Below are 18007 nucleotides of genomic sequence, written 5' to 3' on the forward strand. Positions count from 1 at the left end.
TGCGGCGAGCCTAGCAGACCACTGCGTTTTCGATCCCCCACGCTTTATCCACGCGCGGCACGCTCGCGGGCAATCGCCCGCCAGCCGATGTCGCTGCGATGGAACTCGCCCTCCCAGGAGATTTTCGCAACCGCTTCGTAGGCGTGTTCCTGCGCGGCGGCGACGGTGTCACCGAGCGCGCACACGCACAGCACGCGGCCGCCGGCGGTTACTACTTGGCCGTCGACAAGTTTTGTGCCGGCGTGGAAGACTTTTGTATCGGCGATATCGGGCACATCCCGTTCGCTGATCGGGTCGCCGGTGCGTGGGGTGTCGGGGTAGTTCTCGGCGGCCATCACCACGCCCAGCGATGGGCGCGGGTCCCATTGCGCGGTGACCTCGTGCAGGCGCTCGTCGATCGCGGCCTCGAGCATGTCGAGCAGGTCGGATTGCAGGCGCATCAGGATCGGCTGGGTTTCCGGGTCGCCGAAGCGGACGTTGAACTCGATCACCTTGGGGGCGCCGGTCTGGTCGATCATCAGCCCGGCGTACAGGAAGCCGGTGAACGCGATGCCGTCGGCAGCCATACCTCGCACGGTGGGCTCGACCACCTCGCGCATCACGCGCGCGTGGATTTCGTCGGTCACTACCGGCGCCGGCGAATACGCGCCCATGCCACCGGTGTTGGGGCCGGTGTCGCCATCGCCGACGCGCTTGTGGTCCTGGCTGGTCGCCATCGGCAGCGCGGTGGTGCCATCGACGATCGAGATGAAACTGGCTTCCTCGCCATCCAGGAACTCCTCGATCACCACCCGCGCCCCGGCGGCGCCGAACGCGTTGCCGTCTAGCATGTCGATGATCGCGGCCTCGGCTTCGGCCAATGTCATCGCCACGATCACGCCTTTGCCGGCAGCCAGGCCGTCGGCCTTGACCACGATCGGGGCACCCTTCCCACGGACGTAGGCCAGCGCCGCGTCGACTTCGGTATGCACCGCGTAGAACGCCGTCGGAATACCGTGGCGGGCGAGGAAATCCTTCGCGAATGCCTTGCTGCCTTCCAACTGCGCGGCTGCGGCGGTGGGGCCGAAGATCCGGTGGCCGGCCGCGCGGAAACGGTCGACCACGCCGGCTACCAGCGGTGCCTCGGGGCCGACGACCGTCACCGCAACGCCCTCGCGCTCGACCAATGCCAGCAAGCCATCGATATTGGTCGCTGCGATATCCACGTTGCGGCACTTGCCCTCGGTCGCGGTGCCGGCGTTGCCGGGGGCGACCACTACCTCGGTGACACGGGGCGATTGCGCGAGCTTCCAGGCCAGTGCGTGTTCGCGCCCGCCGGCACCGATGACGAGGATTTTCATTGCGTGGTCCTTGTAGATAGGTCTGTCGATCGGCTGGTTCGTTGATTTGTCAGATTTTACCGGAGCGGGAGGATTGCCGGCTGCTAGCATCCCCTGCTTCGGTGACAACAACGGAAATCGCGATGGAGTTCATCCTCGGCGGCATCGAGGCGCTACTGGCGCCGGTGATCGAGTTGATCAACACGGTGTTGTGGAACTACGTGCTGGTGTACGGCCTGCTCGCGGTCGGGGTGTTCTTCACCGTGCGCTTGAAGTTCCTGCAGCTGCGCCGGTTCCCGCACATGCTGCATGTGATCGGTCGTGGCACCGATGGTGACGCCGCCGGCATCTCGCCGTTCCAGGCGCTGTGCACCAGCCTGGCCTCTCGGGTCGGGACCGGCAACCTCGCCGGGGTCGCGATTGCGCTGAGCCTGGGCGGGCCCGGGGCATTGTTCTGGATGTGGATGGTGGCCGTGGTCGGCATGGCCACGGCGTATGCCGAGAGCGCGCTGGCGCAGCTGTACAAGGTCCGCGACGAGGACGGCCAGTACCGCGGCGGGCCGGGGTATTACATGTCGCGCGGATTGAAGCTGCCGTGGCTGGGTGTGGCGTTCTCGGTCTGCCTGGTGTTTTCCTACGGGCTGATCTTCAGTGGCGTACACGCCAACGCGATGGCGCAGTCGCTGAATCTCGCGTTTGGCTTCAGCCAGGCGCAGATCGCGACCGGACTGGTGCTGTTGACGGCGGTGATCATCTTCGGCGGCGTGCGCTCGGTCGCGCGGGTGGCCGAGTGGGTGGTGCCGTTCATGGCGGTCGCCTACCTCGGCCTGGCGGGGTGGGTGGTGATCACCCACATCACCGAGGTGCCGGCAGTGCTGGCGCTGGTGGTGCGCAGCGCGTTCGGCCTGGAGCCTGCGGCCGGCGGACTGATGGGTGGGTTGGCCGCGGCGATGCTCAACGGCGTCAAGCGCGGGCTGTATTCGAACGAGGCCGGCATGGGCAGCGCGCCCAACATTGCCGCAGCGGCGACACCGGTGCCGCACCATCCGGCCAGCCAGGGGCTGGTGCAGTCGCTCGGGGTGTTCATCGACACCTTGCTGATCTGCACCGCGACCGGGCTGATGATCCTGTTGTCGGGCGTGCTGGCCGACGGGGGCGACGGGGTGGTGATCACGCAGAACGCGCTGGTGGTGTTCTTCGGTCCGTGGGGCAGCTGGTTCGCGGCGATCGCGCTGTTTTTCTTCGCGTTCACCACGATCCTGGGCAACTACGCGTATGCGGAAAGCGGCCTGTTGTATCTCGGTGGCGGTGATCGCGGGCTGTTCGTGCTGCGGGTCGCGGCGCTCGGGGTGATCGTTTGGGGCGTGTACTCGAAGGTACAACTGGTCTGGAACGCGGCCGACGCGGCGATGGCGATGATGGCGACGCTCAACCTGGTCGCGCTGCTGGGGTTGTCGGGCGTGGTGGTCAAGTTGACCCGCGATTACGACCGGCAGCTCGACGCGGGCAAGTCGCCGGTATTCCACATCGCCGACTATCCCGAGCTCGGCGATGGCGTGGATCATGAGATCTGGAAGGACCGCGGGTAGCGATGCGTGCCGGGACCGCATAGCCAGATAACAGAATCTCCGTCCCGTCCATGAGGTAGGATTGCGCATCCACACAGGACGTGTCGGGGCAGTGCCCCGGTCAAGGAGCGACGGGCGTGAACATCATGGACGCGGCGCAATCGGTACTGGCGGCATTGGCCCGGTATGTCGATGCAAACCGACTGTATGCATTCGAACTCGATGGGCTGGCCGCCGGTTCGCTCACTGTCGAGCGTTGGCAGGGCTGGGAGTCGCTGTCATCGGGCTTTGAATGGTGGGTCGACCTGTTGTCGACCGACGCCCAGTTGCCGCTGGATGACCTGCTCGGCAAGCGCGCAACCCTGCTGACCCGCAGCGCCGGCGGCACGCGTCTGCCGCGCAGCGGGCTGGTCCGCGAGGCCACGTGCGTCGGCTCCGACGGCGGCCTGGCCCGCTACCGGCTATGTGTGGTTCCGTGGACGTGGTTGCTGAGTCAGGGCCGGCACAGCCGGGTGTTCCAGGACAAGACCGTGATCGAGATCGTCGAGGCGGTGTTCGCCGACTACGCGCCGCTGGCGGCGTGGCAGGTCGGCGACGAGGTCGGCCCGTTCCTCAACGAGGTACGCCCCCGCAGCTATTGCTGCCAGTACCGCGAAAGCGACTTCGACTTCATCAGCCGTCTGTTGGCCGAGGAGGGTCTGGGTTGGCGGCTGGAAGAATCCGCCGACGCTCCCGGCGGCCACGCCATGGTGCTGTTCGCGGCGAGCGGGCAGGGCTTGCAGGACGCCACTGCCGAGGCCGGCAACGGCGTCCGTTTCCACCGCAGCGATGCCACTGAATCGAGCGATACCATCCAGGCGCTTGGGATTGCACACGGCGTTGAGTCGACCGTACTGACCCTGCTCAGCGACGACTACAAGAGCCACAGCCTCAGCGCCATCCTGCCACTGGGCGCGGCAATCGATAGCGCGGCAATGTTGGAGGACTACGACCCGTCCGGCGCTTACGCCTTTGCCAACCAGACCGAGGCCAGCCGCTACGCCGAACTGATCGGCCAGGCCCGCGCCGCCCAGGCCACCCAGTGGTTCGGCCAGTCCAGCGTGCGCAGCTTTCGCGCCGGCCAGTGGTTCGCCGTCATCGACGCACCTACCGACGGCGAGGCGACGCCCGACGAGCTGCTGCTGGTCGTCGTCCACCAGGCTGGCATCAATAACCTGCCCGACACCGTCCGCGACAGCGCCGCCCGCCTGTTTGGCGACGCCGGTGCCAGCCCGGTCGCCGACCTGTCCCGCACCACCTGGGCCGCGGTGCAAGTGCGGGCCGAAGCCGTCGGCTATGGCAACGCCTTCACCGCAGTGCCGCGCGACCTGTCGTGGCGGCCGATCCTGACCGACGATACCGGTACCCGCTTGAACCCGCGGCGCCACAGAGCCGACAACTTCCGCAGCAAAGCCCTATCAGTGCCGGAAGTGCCGCACGCCGGTGAACACCATTGCGATGCCGTGCTCGTCGGCGGCGGCGATGGTTTCCTTGTCGCGCATCGAGCCGCCGGGCTGGATCACCGCCTTGATGCCGGCGGCCGCGGCGGCGTCGATGCCGTCACGGAACGGGAAGAAGGCGTCGCTGGCCATTACCGAGCCGGGCACGCTCAAACCGGCTTCATCGGCCTTCAATTCGGCGATCTTCGCCGATACCACGCGGCTCATCTGGCCGGCGCCGATGCCGATGCTGCGCTGGTCGCGGGCGTAGACGATGGCGTTGGATTTGACGAACTTGGCGATCCGCCAGGCAAACATCAGGTCGGCCAGCTGGGCGTTGGTCGGGGCCAGTTGGGTGACCACCTTGAGCTCGTCGTGCGTCACCTCTCGGATGTCGCTGGTCTGCATCAGCAAGCCGGAACCGACGCGCTTGACGTCAATGTTGTTGCGACCGTTGCCGTGGGGAATCTTCAACACGCGGACGTTGGCCTTCTTGTTGCAGTAATCCAGCGCCGCCGGCTCGTAGTCGGGTGCGATCAGGACTTCGACAAACTGGCGGTCCAGGATGGACTTCGCGGTGGCCTCGTCGAGCGTCTGGTTGAAGGCGATGATGCCGCCGAACGCGGAAGTTGGATCGGTCGCGAAGGCGGCCTCATAGGCGTCGCCGTTATTTGCCGCCACCGCCACGCCGCAGGGGTTGGCGTGCTTCACGATCACGCAGGCCGGAGCGTCGAACTGGCGCACGCATTCCCACGCGGCATCGGCATCGGCGAGGTTGTTGTAGCTAAGCGCCTTGCCCTGCAACTGGGTGAAAGTGGCCAGCGTGCCCGGCACCGGCCACAGGTCGCGGTAGAACGCCCCCGACTGGTGGGGGTTCTCGCCGTAGCGCAGGTCCATGACTTTGACAAAGCTGCTGTTGCTCTGCGCCGGGAACAAGGCGCGGCTGCCGTCGTCGTTGATCGATGACAGGTAGTTGCTGATGCAGGCGTCGTAGAAGGCGACGCGGTTGAACGCGATGACCGAGAGCGCGAAACGTGTCTGCGCCGACAGCGCACCGTCGCTGCTCGCCAACTCCTCGGCCAACGCCGCGTACTGTGCAGGATCAGTCGCCACTGCGACGCGGGCGAAGTTTTTCGCCGCCGAGCGCAACATCGCCGGCCCACCGATGTCGATGTTCTCGATGATCTGTTCCATCGAGCTGTCCGGGTCGGCCGAGACCCGCTCAAACGGATACAGGTTCAGCACCAGCAAGTCGATCGCATCGATGCCGTGTTCGGCCATCACCGCATCATCGGTCCCGGCGCGGCCCAGCAGGCCGCCATGCACGACCGGGTGCAGCGTCTTGACCCGGCCATCCATCATCTCCGGGAAACCGGTGGCATCGCTGACGTCCTTGACCGTCAGGCCGGCGTCGCGGATCGCCTTCGCGGTGCCGCCGGTCGACAGCAATTCGACGCCATGACCGACGAGGGCGCGAGCCAGTTCGATCAGCCCGGTCTTGTCGGAAACAGACAACAGGGCACGGCGAATCTTGACCGGATGGTGGGTCACCGGGCCGAGCGTGGAGGTTGCGGTCATGGCGGCAGGCTTTGGTCGGGAAAGCCGTTAATTATACCGGCCGGCACCCGACTGGTCCGGCCGGTTGCGCTCTTGCCGGCGGCAGTGCCGGGCGACTGGTCAGCGCGCTTTGCGTCAGCGGGTATCAGGCCAGCCCGTACTCACGCAGTTTCTTGCGTAGGGTCGCGCGATGGATACCCAGCATCGCCGCCGCGCGGCTCTGGTTGCCGTCGCAATGACCGAGCACTTCGGCGAACAGCGGGATTTCCAGCTCGCGCAGGGCGATCTCATACAGATCGCCGTTGTCGCAACCGTCCAGGTCTCCCAGGTAGCGCCGGATCGACGTGGCAACGTGATCACGCAACGGCACCCGTGGCCCGGGACGGGAAGAGTCGGTACGGCTTGCAGCGTTCAATGGTGTCCCCCAAAGCGTGTGGCGTCCGTCATCGTGTGTTTCCATCGCGAGGCGCGAGACGACGACGGCCTAGGAGTCTAACGTGCGATTGCCCTGCAACATATCGATTTTCTCCGCATCAGCGGAAGTCGAATGCAAACGCGACGACCGGCACGGCCGGTTCGATGATCTCGAATTCGACGCTGGCGCTCTGGCCCGGCGCCAGCTCGCTGCGGGCATCGCCTGAACCCGGATGCGGGTACTCCGACGCGTCGAACACGCGCGCGGCGACGGGCTGTCCGTTGATGTCCGACAGGTTCAGCACCAGTGCGGGCCATGGTTGTGGCCAGCGCGCGTCGTTGCGGAAGCTGGCCCGGACGCGGAGTACGCCGGTCTTGCCGGGGGCCGGCTGCACGCTGCGAGCCAGCATGGTGTATGCGCCCGGCTCGTGCCAGGCGGGCAAGTCACACCACAGCGCGGTACAGATGGCGCCGATCACCGGGCGCCAGCGCTCGTTGGCGGCGAGCTCATTGCGTTGCGCCAGTACCAGTTGCGCGACCAGTAACAGACCCAGCGCGGACACGCACAGCACTTTTGGCCAACGAGGGCCAGTCTTCCGGGACCGTGAGGCGATGCGGGCAAAGCTGGGAATGCCCCGCTTTGTGCGACCACGCCCAGTGCGCATCGAAGCGGTGTCGGCTGGCGCTTTCGATGCGGTCAGGGAGGAGGCTTTGGTTGCCGCCGCGACAGGGCCGCTTGGAGGGGGGCTGGTCGAGTGGGCTTCACTTCGCAATTCAGTCTGGCAACGTGGACAACGCTGCGGCGCACCGGCGCCAGAGACGATCAGTGCAACAAGGAAGCCACAGTGTGGGCACGGAACGAACATCGGCGCAGTCTAGCCGACACCGACTGGCAAGCCGGCTTCCGCACTGGCTTGCGGACGGTCTGTCGAATGGCGAGACCGGCGCATCAGTATGACCATGGCCATGGTTTGTCCGTCGGATCAGCGGCGCCGGACGCCGCTGATCCGGATCCAGTCTTCGTGCTGCGCAACCTGCAGTTGCTCGAAGTCCGCCTCATAGCGGGCCAGAACCTCGTTCTCTTGTCCGGCGAGGATGCCCGACAGGGCGATGTGGCCGCCCGGCGCGACTCGCGCGGCGAGCACGTCGGCCAGGGTGATCAGCGCGGTGGCAAGAATGTTGGCGACTACCACCGGGTAGCGGATCCCGGCAGGCTCATCTTCTGGCAGGTACACCACCAAGTGTGCTTCCACCCCGTTGCGGTGGGCATTGTCGGCGGTGGCCGTCAGCGCCTGGGGATCGTTGTCGACCCCGGTCGCCCGCGAGGCGCCGAGCTTCAGCGCGGCAAGAGCGAGGATGCCGGAACCGCAACCGAAGTCCAGGACGCTCGCGCCGGGCAACACGCCGTCGCTGGCGAGCCCGTCCAGCCATTGCAGGCAAAGCGCGGTGGTCGGGTGGGTGCCGGAGCCGAATGCCAGACCGGGATCAAGCCGCACCACCGCAGCGTCGGCCGCATCCGCGCCGTCGGGGAGATCGTGGTTCCACGGCACGATCCAGGTGCGCTGACCGAACTTCAGCGGCTCGTACTGGTCCATCCACGCGCGCTCCCAGTCCTGGTCGGCGACCTCACGGAACGTTGCGCGCGACCAGTCGATGCCCTCGTCGGCGGCCGACAACGCATGCAGCAACAACTCCGGCAAAGCGTCGCCTTCGAACAACGCCGTCAGCGACAATTCGCCCCAAAGCGGGGTCTTGCCGACGCCCGGTTCGAAGATCGCCTGCTCGTCGGGCGCGTCGGCGTTGGCATCGGTCAAGGTGACCGCGAGTGCGCCGACGCTTTCCAGCGCGCGCTCATGGCGCGGCTGGTCGGCCTCGGTGCAGGGCAGGGTGAGTTCGAGGAAAGGCATATCGGCGGGGTGGATGTGGGACATCGCATGTTGGGGCGTAGGGCGGGCGCAGGCAACCGGCCGATCGGGGTTTGATTTATGATGGCGCCGGGCCGAACCCGGGAGTCGCCGTTCCATTGCCAGCAATACCTCGCCAACTGCTCCTGCTCTGTCTGGCGTCGTTGCTGTTGCTGGCGGCGGTCCTGGCGTATCCAGGCGGGGAAGGCACGATCGCCTCCACCGGCCCGGGACCGGTCGAGGCCGATATCGCGGTTCCGGTACCCGCGAATGCGCAGCGAGCATCAGCCGATCACGTCACCCTCGACCTGCGTCGCCAGGCGCACCGAGTCACGTTACCAGGCAAGTCCGGTCGCCGCGCGGGACTTGAAAGCGCGCCAGACCTGTATGCCTATGCCAACACCCTGGCTCCCGCCGTGCGGGCCGGGGATCCGGAGGCGGCCTGGATGCTGAGCCGGGTTCACGAATACTGTTCGGCTTATGCGATGGCACCGGCCGACTATGCCCGTGACACGCAGGCGATCGGCGAGATGCAACTGCGGAGCTCCGAAGCGGTGGTCGCCGCCCGAACCCGAACAAGTGGGCGTTGTGCCCGGTTCGTGCCGCGCGATGACCTGTCCTATGCGGCGATCCTCGTGCGGACAACCGAGGCGGCCGAGGCCGGCAGCCTCGCCGCGGAGGCAGCCCTGCTGGCGGTCGGCGAGCCGCTCGACACGAGCGACGCGTACAAGCATGACCTGGTCGAGCGGGTGCAGCGCTCCCGTGACCCGGAATCGTTTGCCGCGCTGTCGCCGGCGATGGGCATCCGTGCCAGCGGCCAGCAGGCCTTCGCCGGGCAGGTGGCGGGCACGCAGCTGGCGGAGGTGGCCTGGAAGGTCGCTGCGTGCGAGCTGGGAATGGATTGCAGCGCCGGCAGCACGTTGATGACGTCGCAGTGCGCCAATGGTGGGATCTGTTCGCGGAATCCCGGTCAGGATTTCCGTAGTTTTGTATTCGATGCTGCAGTTCCGCGACAGGGGGCGGACGTGGTGAATGAAATGGTCAACTCGCTGACAGGCGAGGAGAAGGTGCCGAAATGAAGAAGGAAGCCACCGTGCGCAGGATCAAGATGATGTTCTGGACGTTGTTGCTCGCGGCGTATTCCGTCGCCGCCACCGGGGTCATGATCGACGTGCTGGGACAGGATTACCGCGAGATGTCGGCCGTTGCCGTTACCTCGATCCATTCGCCGCTGGACAAACGGATGGCGGGGGCCGCGCAGGTAGCCGCTGCTTACCGGGCCGGCAGCGGCGCGCCGTTTTCCGCGCTGCCGACCGGAAGCACCTTCAAGGTGGTCTGGCCCGACGGTTCAAGCGAGTACGTGACGGTGGTCAGTGTGTCCTCGAGCGACGGTGTGCAGCCGGTCGCGGGGACGCAGCGGCCGGCACCGGGAGAGGCCGGCGAGCCGCGATAGCCCGCTGGGCCGACAGCCCGACAGCCCGGTCAGACGATCGAGAGCGATTTTTCCTTCTGCTCCTTCAATCGCTTTTCCAGGTAATGGATGTTCTGCCCACCCTGCTGGAAGCCGACATCAGCCAGGATGCGCTGGTGCAGGGGGATGTTGGTCTTGATGCCGTCGATCACCATCTCGCTGAGCGCCACGCGCATGCGGGCGATCGCGGTTTCGCGGTCGGGGCCGTGCACGATCAGCTTGCCAATCATCGAGTCGTAGTTCGGTGGCACGCGGTAACCGGCATAGATGTGGCTATCCACGCGCACGCCCGGGCCGCCCGGGGCGTGGAATTCCTGGATCAGGCCGGGGCTGGGCATGAAGGTTTCCGGATCCTCGGCATTGATCCGGCACTCGATCGAGTGACCGTTGACCACGATGTCTTCCTGCTTGATGCTCAATTTTTGACCGCTGGCGATCATCAGCTGCTCGCGGATCAGGTCGATGCCGGTGATCATCTCGGTGACCGGGTGCTCGACCTGGATGCGGGTGTTCATTTCGATGAAGTAGAAGCGGCCGTCCTCGTACAGGAACTCGAACGTGCCCGCGCCGCGGTAACCAATGCGGATACAGGCATCGACGCAGACCTGGCCGATGTCGGCGCGCTGCTGGTCGCTGATGCCGGGGGCCGGCGCTTCCTCGACCACCTTCTGGTGGCGGCGCTGCATCGAGCAGTCGCGCTCGCCCAAGTGGATCGCGCCGCCCTGGCCGTCGGCAAGGACCTGGATCTCCACGTGGCGCGGGTTCTCCAGGAACTTCTCCATGTAGACCATGTCGTTGCCGAACGCGGCCTTGGCCTCGGCCTTGGTGGTCTGGATCGCGGTGACCAGCGCGGCTTCAGTGTGGACCACGCGCATGCCGCGCCCGCCGCCGCCGCCGGAGGCCTTGACGATCACCGGGTAGCCGATCTCGCGGGCGATCTTGATATTGGCCTGCGGCTCATCGCCCAGCGGACCGCCACTGCCCGGCACGCACGGCACGCCGGCTTCTTTCATGGCCCGGATGGCCTCGACCTTGTCGCCCATCAGGCGGATGGTCTCGGCCTTGGGGCCGATGAAGATGAAGCCCGACTCCTCCACGCGTTCGGCGAAATCCGCGTTCTCGGCCAAAAAGCCGTAGCCGGGATGGATCGCCTGGGCGTCGGTGACTTCGGCCGCGGCAATCAGCGAGGCCATGTTGAGGTAGCTGTCGGTCGATGGCGCCGGGCCGATGCAGACCGACTCGTCGGCCATGGCAACGTGCTTGAGGTTGCGATCGACAGTGGAATGCACCGCGACCGTGTGGATGCCCAATGCGTGGCAGGCACGCAGGATCCGCAGTGCGATTTCGCCCCGGTTGGCGATGACGACTTTGTCCAGCATCGCCGCGGCCTCAGCCGATCACGAACAGGGGCTGGTCGAACTCGACCGGCTGGCCGCTCTCGGCCACGACCTTGAGCACGGTCCCGGAGGCGTCGGCCTCGATCGGGTTGAACATCTTCATCGCCTCGATGATGCCGATGGTGTCGCCGGCGGCCACGGTCTGGCCAACGGTGACGAACGGCGGCTTGTCCGGTGCCGGGGACGAGTAGAACGTACCGACCATCGGTGCGCGCACGACGTGGCCCTCGGGCAACGCCTGCCCCGGAGTCGATTCGGCGTCGCTGTCGGCCGGTTTGCTGCCGCCGGTGGCGGCATCCACTGGCGAGGCCATCGGCATCGGCGGCAGGGGAGCAGCCACCGGCGCATACGCTGGTGCAACCGCCGGAAAGCCGCCGCGCGGCGTGCGCGCCAGGCGGACGGATTCCTCACCTTCCTTGATCTCGATCTCGGCCAGGTTGGACTCTTCCAGCAGGTCGATCAGTTTCTTGATTTTTCGCAGGTCCATGGTGGGCCCTCTTGGTGTTTGATCGGGTGCCGCCGAGGCGACGGAATAAATGGTCGATGTGCCTGGGGGTCAGGCGGCCGCCAGCCGCAACAGGGCGGCATCGAGGGCGTAACGGTAGCTGTCGGCACCGAAGCCTGCGACCACGCCCAGTGCCAGGTCGCTGAAGTAACTGTGGGCGCGGAACGGCTCACGGGCGTGCGGGTTGGACAAATGAATTTCGTAAAAAGGTATCCCAACGGCGGCGAGTGCATCGCGCAGGGCTACGCTGGTATGAGTGAAGGCGGCCGGGTTGAGCAGGATCAGTGCGGTGCCATCACTGCGTGCCACTTGCACCCGTTCGACCAGTTCGTGCTCGGCATTGGACTGCAGGCTGTCGAGTTGATGACCCGCGGCCATGGCGGTGGCGCGCAAGCGGGAATCGATCTCGGCCAGGGTGGCACTGCCGTAGATGGCCGGCTCGCGCTCTCCAAGCAAATTGAGGTTGGGGCCATGCAGGAGCAGCAATTTCGCCATGTTGGGCCGGCTATCGGAAAGGTCGGCAGTGTGGCGGAGCGCGGGGCAGCTGTCCAGAAGTTCGCAGTTGTTTCGCCGAAGTTGTCGCAAATTAAGCGGCTGTTTGAAAAATGCCAGGGTCCGGAACGCCGCTGTCCCGGCGGTTATTGGCGTACCCAGTGATCAATCTCGCCGGATTGAAACGGGCCGATCTTCTGCTTGACCAGCCGACCCTGGCCATCCAGCAGGACCGTATATGGCAGCACGCCTCGCAGATTGCCCAACTGCACGCCGGAATCGGCCGGTCCGGCGGCATCGATCAGGATCGGATAACTCACCGGGATCTTCTGCAGGAACGCGTCCACGGCGTCCGCATCGTCCAGCGCGATGCCGATGACCTGCGTCCCATCAGCGGCCTGACTGGTGGCAAAACGGTCCAGTTCCGGCATCTCCTCGATGCACGGGCCACACCAGCTGGCCCAGAAGTTGATCAGCTGGGGACGGCCGAGGTGCGCCGCTGGCAATTCGATGATGCGGCCGTCCAGGTCCGGCAGGTGCAGGGTCGGTATCGTCTCGCCGCGCTCGGCGACTGCAAGCCCGGCCGGCGCGGGCGGTGCCGTGGCCGAGATCGCTTGGTGCAGGGCGCGCTGGCCGAGAGCACTGCGCAGCAATGGATCGGAACCGTTGAACCACAATCCGGCAGCGGCGCCCACGACGCCGGCGGCCACCGCGACCAACACGATCCGGGTGCCGGACTTCATGCCCCAGCTCCCATCGAGCTGCGTGCATATTGCGCGCGTTGGGCGAACTTGCCGGCTTTTTCGAAGCCGAACAGCCGTAATTCGCGTTTCTCGGCGCCGTCGACGTAGTACAACGTGGCCGGCGGGCCGATGATGCCAAGCGCCTTCATCAGCGCCTGGTCCGTGGCGTCGTTGGCGGTGACATCGGCCTTGAGCAGGACGAAGCCATCCAGCGCTGCGTGCACTTGCGGCTCGGGGAAGGTGTATTTCTCCATTTCCTTGCAGGCCACGCACCAATCGGCATAGAAATCCAGCAGTACCGGTTGGCCGGCCTCGCGTGCGGCAGCGACCTCACGTTCCAGGTCGGCCACGGACTTGATGGGACGGAACGGCAGCTCGCGCGATTCAGTGGTCGTGCGCGAGGCCAGGCCGTCCAGCGGACGCATCGGGTCGCTGCTGCCGGCCAGCGAGCCGACCAGCTGGCTCGCCCCGACCACGCCGAGTGCGATGGCGGCGGTCCAGCCCAGCACTCGCAGCACGTCGCGGACGGCGGGTTTGGTGGCTGCCAGTGCCAGCGACGCCGCCGCTGCAATCAACAGCAAGCCCCACAGCGCCAGGGTCCACGAGTCGGGCAGCACCCGCGACAACATCCATATCGCCAAACCGAGAAACACAAAGCCGAACGCGCGCTGCACCGCGACCATCCACGGCCCGCTGGTCGGTAGTCCCTTGCCGGCTGCGACGCCGAACGCCAGTAGCGGCACGCCCATGCCCATCGCCAGCAGGAACAGTGCGGCGCCACCAAATATCGGGTCCTGGGTCTGGCCGATGTAGAGCACGGCCGCGGCCAGTGGCGGTGCCACACAGGGGCCGACGATCAGCGCCGACAGCGCGCCCATCACGGCCACGCCGGCCAGTGAGCCACCGCGCTGATGGTCGGCCAGCGAGCCCAGCCGATTGCGCAGGCCTGACGGCAGCTGCAGCTCGTACAGACCGAAGCTGGACAGTGCCAGGGCGACAAACAGCAGGGCGAACGTCCCCAATGCCCACGGGTTCTGGAAGGCGATCTGCACGTTCGCGCCCACCAGTCCCGCCACCACGCCGGCGACCGTGAACACCAGCGCGCTGGAGAACACGTAAACGAAGGACAACCCGAATGCGCGCCCGGCACCCAGACCCTTGTCGTGGCCGGCGGATGCGCCGGCAATCAGTCCCGACAGGATCGGGATCATCGGCAGCACGCAAGGCGTAAATGCCAGCAACAGGCCGAATCCGAAGAAGCTCAGCAGCGCCCACCAGCGGCTCGGTCCCGACAAAGCGTCGGCCAGCAGGCTGTCCTGCGCTTGCGGTAGCTGGTTGGCGTCTGGTGCGCCGGCACCGTCGGTGCTGCCGGGGGAGGCAAACTCGTCGGTGCCCGTCGTGGCGGCCTCGGGGGTGGATGTCCCGATCGCGGCCTTGGAGCCTTGGCCGGCATTGCTCGCTACCGGCGAATCCGGAGTATCGGCGGCCGCTTCGTTTGCGGCAGGCGCGTCGGCAGCGGTGCTCGCCGCCTGGTTTGCCGCTGCCGTGGCGGTGGCCACCGTGCCGGTCGGCAACGCCACCTCGACCGTTCGCGTCATCGGTGGATAACAGATGCCATCGTTCTGGCAGCCCTGGAAGGTTGCGGTCAGCGCGACCGTGGTCGCATCCGCGCGTTGGCGCATCAGTGGCAGGCGTACGTCGATCTGGTCGAAGTACACCACAACATCGCCGAAATGCTCGTCGCTGTGGTCCGTCCCGCGCGGCCATTGAGGCTTGCCCAGGCGGATGCCGGCGTCGTTTGCGGCCAACGCCAGCGTGGTGTTGTCGCGATACAGGTAATACCCGCTCGCAGGAGTGAAGCGCAGTAACAACGAGTCCCCGTCGCCGGCAATGGCCTCGAAGCCGAACGCCTGCTCGGGCGGCAATGGCAGCGGGTCGGTGCCGCTGTTCGTCCAGCCGCCAAGCAACGAGCCCGATGATCGGGAGCCCGACAGCAGCGGATTGGCACTGGTCGTGTTCGACAGACCGATCCCGGAACGCGGCGACACCGCGTTTTCCGGGTCCGCGGCGGATGGGTCCAGTGGCGCTGGCTGCGCCGGCAACGCTACCGTCAGCGTGCGGGTTTGGGGCGGGTAGCAGATGCCCAGGTCCGCACAGCCCTGGTACTTGACCGTCAACGTCGTGCTGGCGGCCGCCGCCGTGCCCGGCAGCCTGGCGCTGAGCCGGTCACGATAAGTCTCGACCTTGCCGAAGAACTCGTCTTCGTGGGCCTGGCCCTTGGGCAGTTGCAGCGGCCTTGCCTCGAAACCGGCGTCGGTGGTCACCGAGATGCGATGGCGGTAGAGGTAGTAGCCATCGGCGATCTTCCACTGGATGGCGACCGCATCGGCGCTTCCGGCGCGTGCGCTGACCGCGAATGCCTCGTCGACCGGCAGCAGGTCATCGGGATTGATCGCCGCACCTGCGGGCAATGCCAGAGCCGCCAACACGACAAAGGCGCTGACCCAGGTCGTCCACCCACCCATGCGTCGAATGCAGCGCGGCGAAGGGTTCGGTTCAGTCATCGTCATCATTTATCTGTTCGGCGATCCACGCCAGGTACGGGGCGTGTCCGCCGACGGCTTCGACCGCGATCAACTCCAGGAGTTCTTGAGCAATAAACGATCACGACCGACATGCGGACGATTGTACTGATGCGAGCTGCTCGTGACGGCGGTGGCCGATAGTGGTTGCCTATGGCAAAAGTGACGAAAATCGGCCAATATTGCCGCTGGCCGACAAGGAGTCGGCTTTGACGAGGGGGTCAGGTCAGGGGAGGGGCGCAGGATGCGCCGAGCTGGATGCCATTCCCGAGCCAGGAAGAGCGCGCTTTCCATGGGAGGCGCGCTCTTTCTTTATCGGTTACCGCCGGCTTCGAGCTTGCCGCCGCCGTGGGCAATTAATCCGCGGACGAGCCCTTGAAAGCCCTGCCGCACGCCCCATCTTCGTGTGCAGTCCCGGCTTGTCGGGCGCGCTGGCAGTTGATCCGGTATCGGTCGGGTCGGCGCGAGCGTCGAAATCCCACCGTTTTACGATTTTTTCAACCATCTACGAGGTTGCTGCAAATGAATATCAAGCCGCTGTTCGACCGCGTGGTCATCAAACGCATGGAAGAAGAAAAGATGTCCGCTGGCGGCATCGTGATCCCGGACTCCGCCACCGAGAAGCCGATCAAGGGCGAGGTTGTCGCCGTTGGCGAAGGCAAGACCCTGGACAATGGCAGCGTGCGCGCCCCGAAGGTCAAGGCCGGCGACAAGGTGCTGTTCGGCAAGTACAGCGGCACCGAGGTCAAGCTGGACGGCACCGACCTGCTGGTGGTGAAGGAAGACGACATCTTCGCGATCCTCGACTGATCCGGGCGCCAGGGCCGGGGTTTCCCGGCCGGTCACCCACTCTTTTCTCCAATTTACGTTTTTGAGGTTTTAGACAATGGCTGCCAAGGAAATTCGTTTCGGCGAAGACGCGCGCTCCAAGATGCTGCGCGGTGTCAACACGCTCGCCAATGCCGTCAAGGCAACTCTGGGCCCGAAGGGCCGCAACGTCGTGCTCGACAAGAGCTATGGCGCCCCCACGATCACCAAGGACGGCGTGTCCGTCGCCAAGGAGATCGAGCTGGCCGACAAGTTCGAAAACATGGGCGCGCAGATGGTCAAGGAAGTCGCCTCGCGCACTTCCGATGATGCCGGCGACGGCACCACCACCGCGACCGTGCTGGCCCAGGCGTTCATCCGCGAGGGCATGAAGGCGGTCGCCGCCGGCATGAACCCGATGGACCTCAAGCGCGGCATCGACAAGGCCGTAACCGAGGCCGTCGCCGAGCTGAAGAAGCTTTCCAAGCCGTCCTCGACCAGCAAGGAAATCGCCCAGGTCGGTACCATCTCGGCCAACTCCGATGCCAACATCGGTGACCTGATCGCCAAGGCGATGGACAAGGTCGGCAAGGAAGGCGTGATCACCGTTGAAGACGGTTCGGGCCTGGACAACGAGCTGGACGTGGTCGAGGGCATGCAGTTCGACCGTGGCTACCTGTCGCCGTACTTCATCAACAACCAGCAGTCGATGCAGGCCGACCTGGAAGACCCGTTCATCCTGCTTTACGACAAGAAGATCTCCAACGTGCGTGACCTGCTCCCGGTCCTGGAAGGCGTGGCGAAGGCTGGCAAGCCGTTGCTGATCGTTGCCGAGGACGTGGAAGGCGAAGCGCTGGCGACCCTGGTGGTCAACACCATCCGCGGCATCGTCAAGGTCTGCGCGGTGAAGGCACCGGGCTTCGGCGACCGTCGCAAGGCGATGCTGGAAGACATGGCCGTGCTCACCGGCGGCACCGTGATCTCCGAAGAAGTCGGTCTGCAGCTCGAGAAGGCGACCATCGCCGACCTGGGCCGCGCCAAGAAGGTGCAGATCTCCAAGGAGAACACCACCGTGATCGACGGCGCCGGCGAGACCGGTGGCATCGAGGCGCGCATCAAGCAGATCAAGGCGCAGATCGAAGAGACCTCTTCGGACTACGACCGCGAGAAGCTGCAGGAGCGCGTGGCCAAGCTGGCCGGTGGCGTGGCGGTGATCAAGGTCGGTGCCTCGACCGAGATGGAAATGAAGGAAAAGAAGGCCCGCGTCGAAGATGCCCTGCACGCCACGCGCGCTGCGGTGGAAGAAGGCGTGGTCCCGGGCGGCGGCGTTGCCCTGATCCGTGCACTGGCCGCGATCACCGGTTTGAAGGGTGACAACGAAGACCAGAACCACGGTATCGCCATTGCCCTGCGGGCGATGGAAGCGCCGTTGCGCGAGATCGTCATCAACGCTGGTGAAGAAGCCTCGGTGATCCTCAACAAGGTCATGGAAGGCAAGGGTAGCTACGGCTACAACGCCGCCAACGGCGAGTATGGCGACATGCTCGAGTTCGGCATCCTGGACCCGACCAAGGTCACCCGCACCGCGCTGCAGAACGCTGCGTCGATCGCTGGTCTGATGATCACCACCGAAGCGATGGTGGGCGAGCTGCCGAAGAAGGACGAGCCCGCGATGGGTGGCGGCGGGGACATGGGTGGGATGGGTGGCATGGGCGGCATGGGCTTCTAAGCCAGCCCGACCGTTCCGGATGCACCAACAAAAACCCCGCC

The 18007-nt window shown here is 65.9% G+C and carries 15 protein-coding genes and 1 pseudogene; 6 read left to right on the forward strand and 10 right to left on the reverse strand.

The genetic code is table 11. The features are described from left to right. Positions 1-44 precede the first annotated feature (44 nt). The gene (gene purD, locus ACW7G0_RS11370; protein ID WP_456989708.1) at positions 45-1340 is read right to left on the reverse strand and encodes a phosphoribosylamine--glycine ligase; all 1296 of its coding nucleotides are present in this window, start codon (positions 1338-1340) and stop codon (positions 45-47) included. Between the two features lie 122 nt (positions 1341-1462). Between purD and ACW7G0_RS11375 the strand changes: the two genes are divergently transcribed. Continuing rightward, entirely contained in the window at positions 1463-2908 is a 1446-nt protein-coding gene (locus ACW7G0_RS11375) for an alanine/glycine:cation symporter family protein (protein ID WP_456989709.1), read from the forward strand. 125 nt (positions 2909-3033) lie between these two features. Beyond that, a pseudogene (locus ACW7G0_RS11380) lies at positions 3034-4215 on the forward strand (type VI secretion system Vgr family protein); the annotation flags it as partial. A 129-nt stretch (positions 4216-4344) separates the two neighbouring features. Here the strand turns inward: ACW7G0_RS11380 and purH are convergent. The 4 genes from purH to prmA form a co-directional block, all read right to left on the reverse strand. Further along, positions 4345-5943 carry a bifunctional phosphoribosylaminoimidazolecarboxamide formyltransferase/IMP cyclohydrolase gene (gene purH / locus ACW7G0_RS11385; RefSeq protein ID WP_456989710.1) on the reverse strand — a complete coding sequence of 533 codons (1599 nt, stop codon included), beginning with the start codon at positions 5941-5943 and terminating at the stop codon, positions 4345-4347. A 124-nt stretch (positions 5944-6067) separates the two neighbouring features. Then, the gene (fis, locus tag ACW7G0_RS11390) at positions 6068-6337 is read right to left on the reverse strand and encodes a DNA-binding transcriptional regulator Fis (protein WP_456979970.1); all 270 of its coding nucleotides are present in this window, start codon (positions 6335-6337) and stop codon (positions 6068-6070) included. A gap of 118 nt (positions 6338-6455) precedes the next feature. Further along, positions 6456-6899, reverse strand: coding sequence for a DUF3426 domain-containing protein (locus tag ACW7G0_RS11395; protein WP_456989711.1), 444 nt, complete (start codon positions 6897-6899; stop codon positions 6456-6458). Positions 6900-7319: 420 nt separating this feature from the next. Continuing rightward, positions 7320-8243, reverse strand: a complete 924-nt coding sequence (gene prmA, locus ACW7G0_RS11400; protein WP_456989767.1) for a 50S ribosomal protein L11 methyltransferase — start codon at positions 8241-8243, stop codon at positions 7320-7322. A gap of 116 nt (positions 8244-8359) precedes the next feature. Here prmA and ACW7G0_RS11405 point away from each other — a divergent pair, with 116 nt between their 5' ends. Both ACW7G0_RS11405 and ACW7G0_RS11410 read left to right on the forward strand, forming a co-directional pair. Beyond that, positions 8360-9319 (forward strand): hypothetical protein, encoded by a 960-nt coding sequence (locus tag ACW7G0_RS11405; RefSeq protein ID WP_456989712.1) that lies wholly within the window; start codon positions 8360-8362, stop codon positions 9317-9319. After that, the gene (locus tag ACW7G0_RS11410; RefSeq protein WP_456963353.1) at positions 9316-9693 is read left to right on the forward strand and encodes a hypothetical protein; all 378 of its coding nucleotides are present in this window, start codon (positions 9316-9318) and stop codon (positions 9691-9693) included. The genes ACW7G0_RS11405 and ACW7G0_RS11410 overlap by 4 nt, the downstream gene beginning before the upstream one ends. 29 nt (positions 9694-9722) lie before the next feature. On the opposite strand, the gene accC is transcribed toward ACW7G0_RS11410, so the two are convergent. The 5 genes from accC to dsbD all read right to left on the reverse strand — a co-directional run bounded on the left by accC (position 9723) and on the right by dsbD (position 15373). Continuing rightward, on the reverse strand, positions 9723-11090 hold the full coding sequence (gene accC, locus ACW7G0_RS11415) for an acetyl-CoA carboxylase biotin carboxylase subunit (RefSeq protein WP_456989713.1): 1368 nt from the start codon (positions 11088-11090) through the stop codon (positions 9723-9725). Between the two features lie 10 nt (positions 11091-11100). After that, entirely contained in the window at positions 11101-11595 is a 495-nt protein-coding gene (gene accB, locus ACW7G0_RS11420; RefSeq protein WP_456989714.1) for an acetyl-CoA carboxylase biotin carboxyl carrier protein, read from the reverse strand. Between the two features lie 69 nt (positions 11596-11664). Then, positions 11665-12108 (reverse strand): type II 3-dehydroquinate dehydratase, encoded by a 444-nt coding sequence (locus ACW7G0_RS11425; RefSeq protein ID WP_456963356.1) that lies wholly within the window; start codon positions 12106-12108, stop codon positions 11665-11667. 143 nt (positions 12109-12251) lie between these two features. Continuing rightward, the gene (locus ACW7G0_RS11430) at positions 12252-12848 is read right to left on the reverse strand and encodes a TlpA family protein disulfide reductase (RefSeq protein ID WP_456989715.1); all 597 of its coding nucleotides are present in this window, start codon (positions 12846-12848) and stop codon (positions 12252-12254) included. Next, complete coding sequence (dsbD, locus tag ACW7G0_RS11435; RefSeq protein ID WP_456989716.1) at positions 12845-15373, reverse strand: protein-disulfide reductase DsbD; 2529 nt, start codon at positions 15371-15373, stop codon at positions 12845-12847. The genes ACW7G0_RS11430 and dsbD overlap by 4 nt, the downstream gene beginning before the upstream one ends. A 579-nt stretch (positions 15374-15952) precedes the next feature. Here dsbD and groES point away from each other — a divergent pair. Beyond that, a complete protein-coding gene (groES, locus tag ACW7G0_RS11440) occupies positions 15953-16240 on the forward strand; it encodes a co-chaperone GroES (protein WP_456963359.1) in 288 nt (95 codons plus the stop codon). A 76-nt stretch (positions 16241-16316) separates the two neighbouring features. Then, complete coding sequence (gene groL, locus ACW7G0_RS11445) at positions 16317-17966, forward strand: chaperonin GroEL (protein WP_456989717.1); 1650 nt, start codon at positions 16317-16319, stop codon at positions 17964-17966. Positions 17967-18007 lie beyond the last annotated feature (41 nt).

Source organism: Lysobacter sp. A286 (assembly GCF_054052105.1).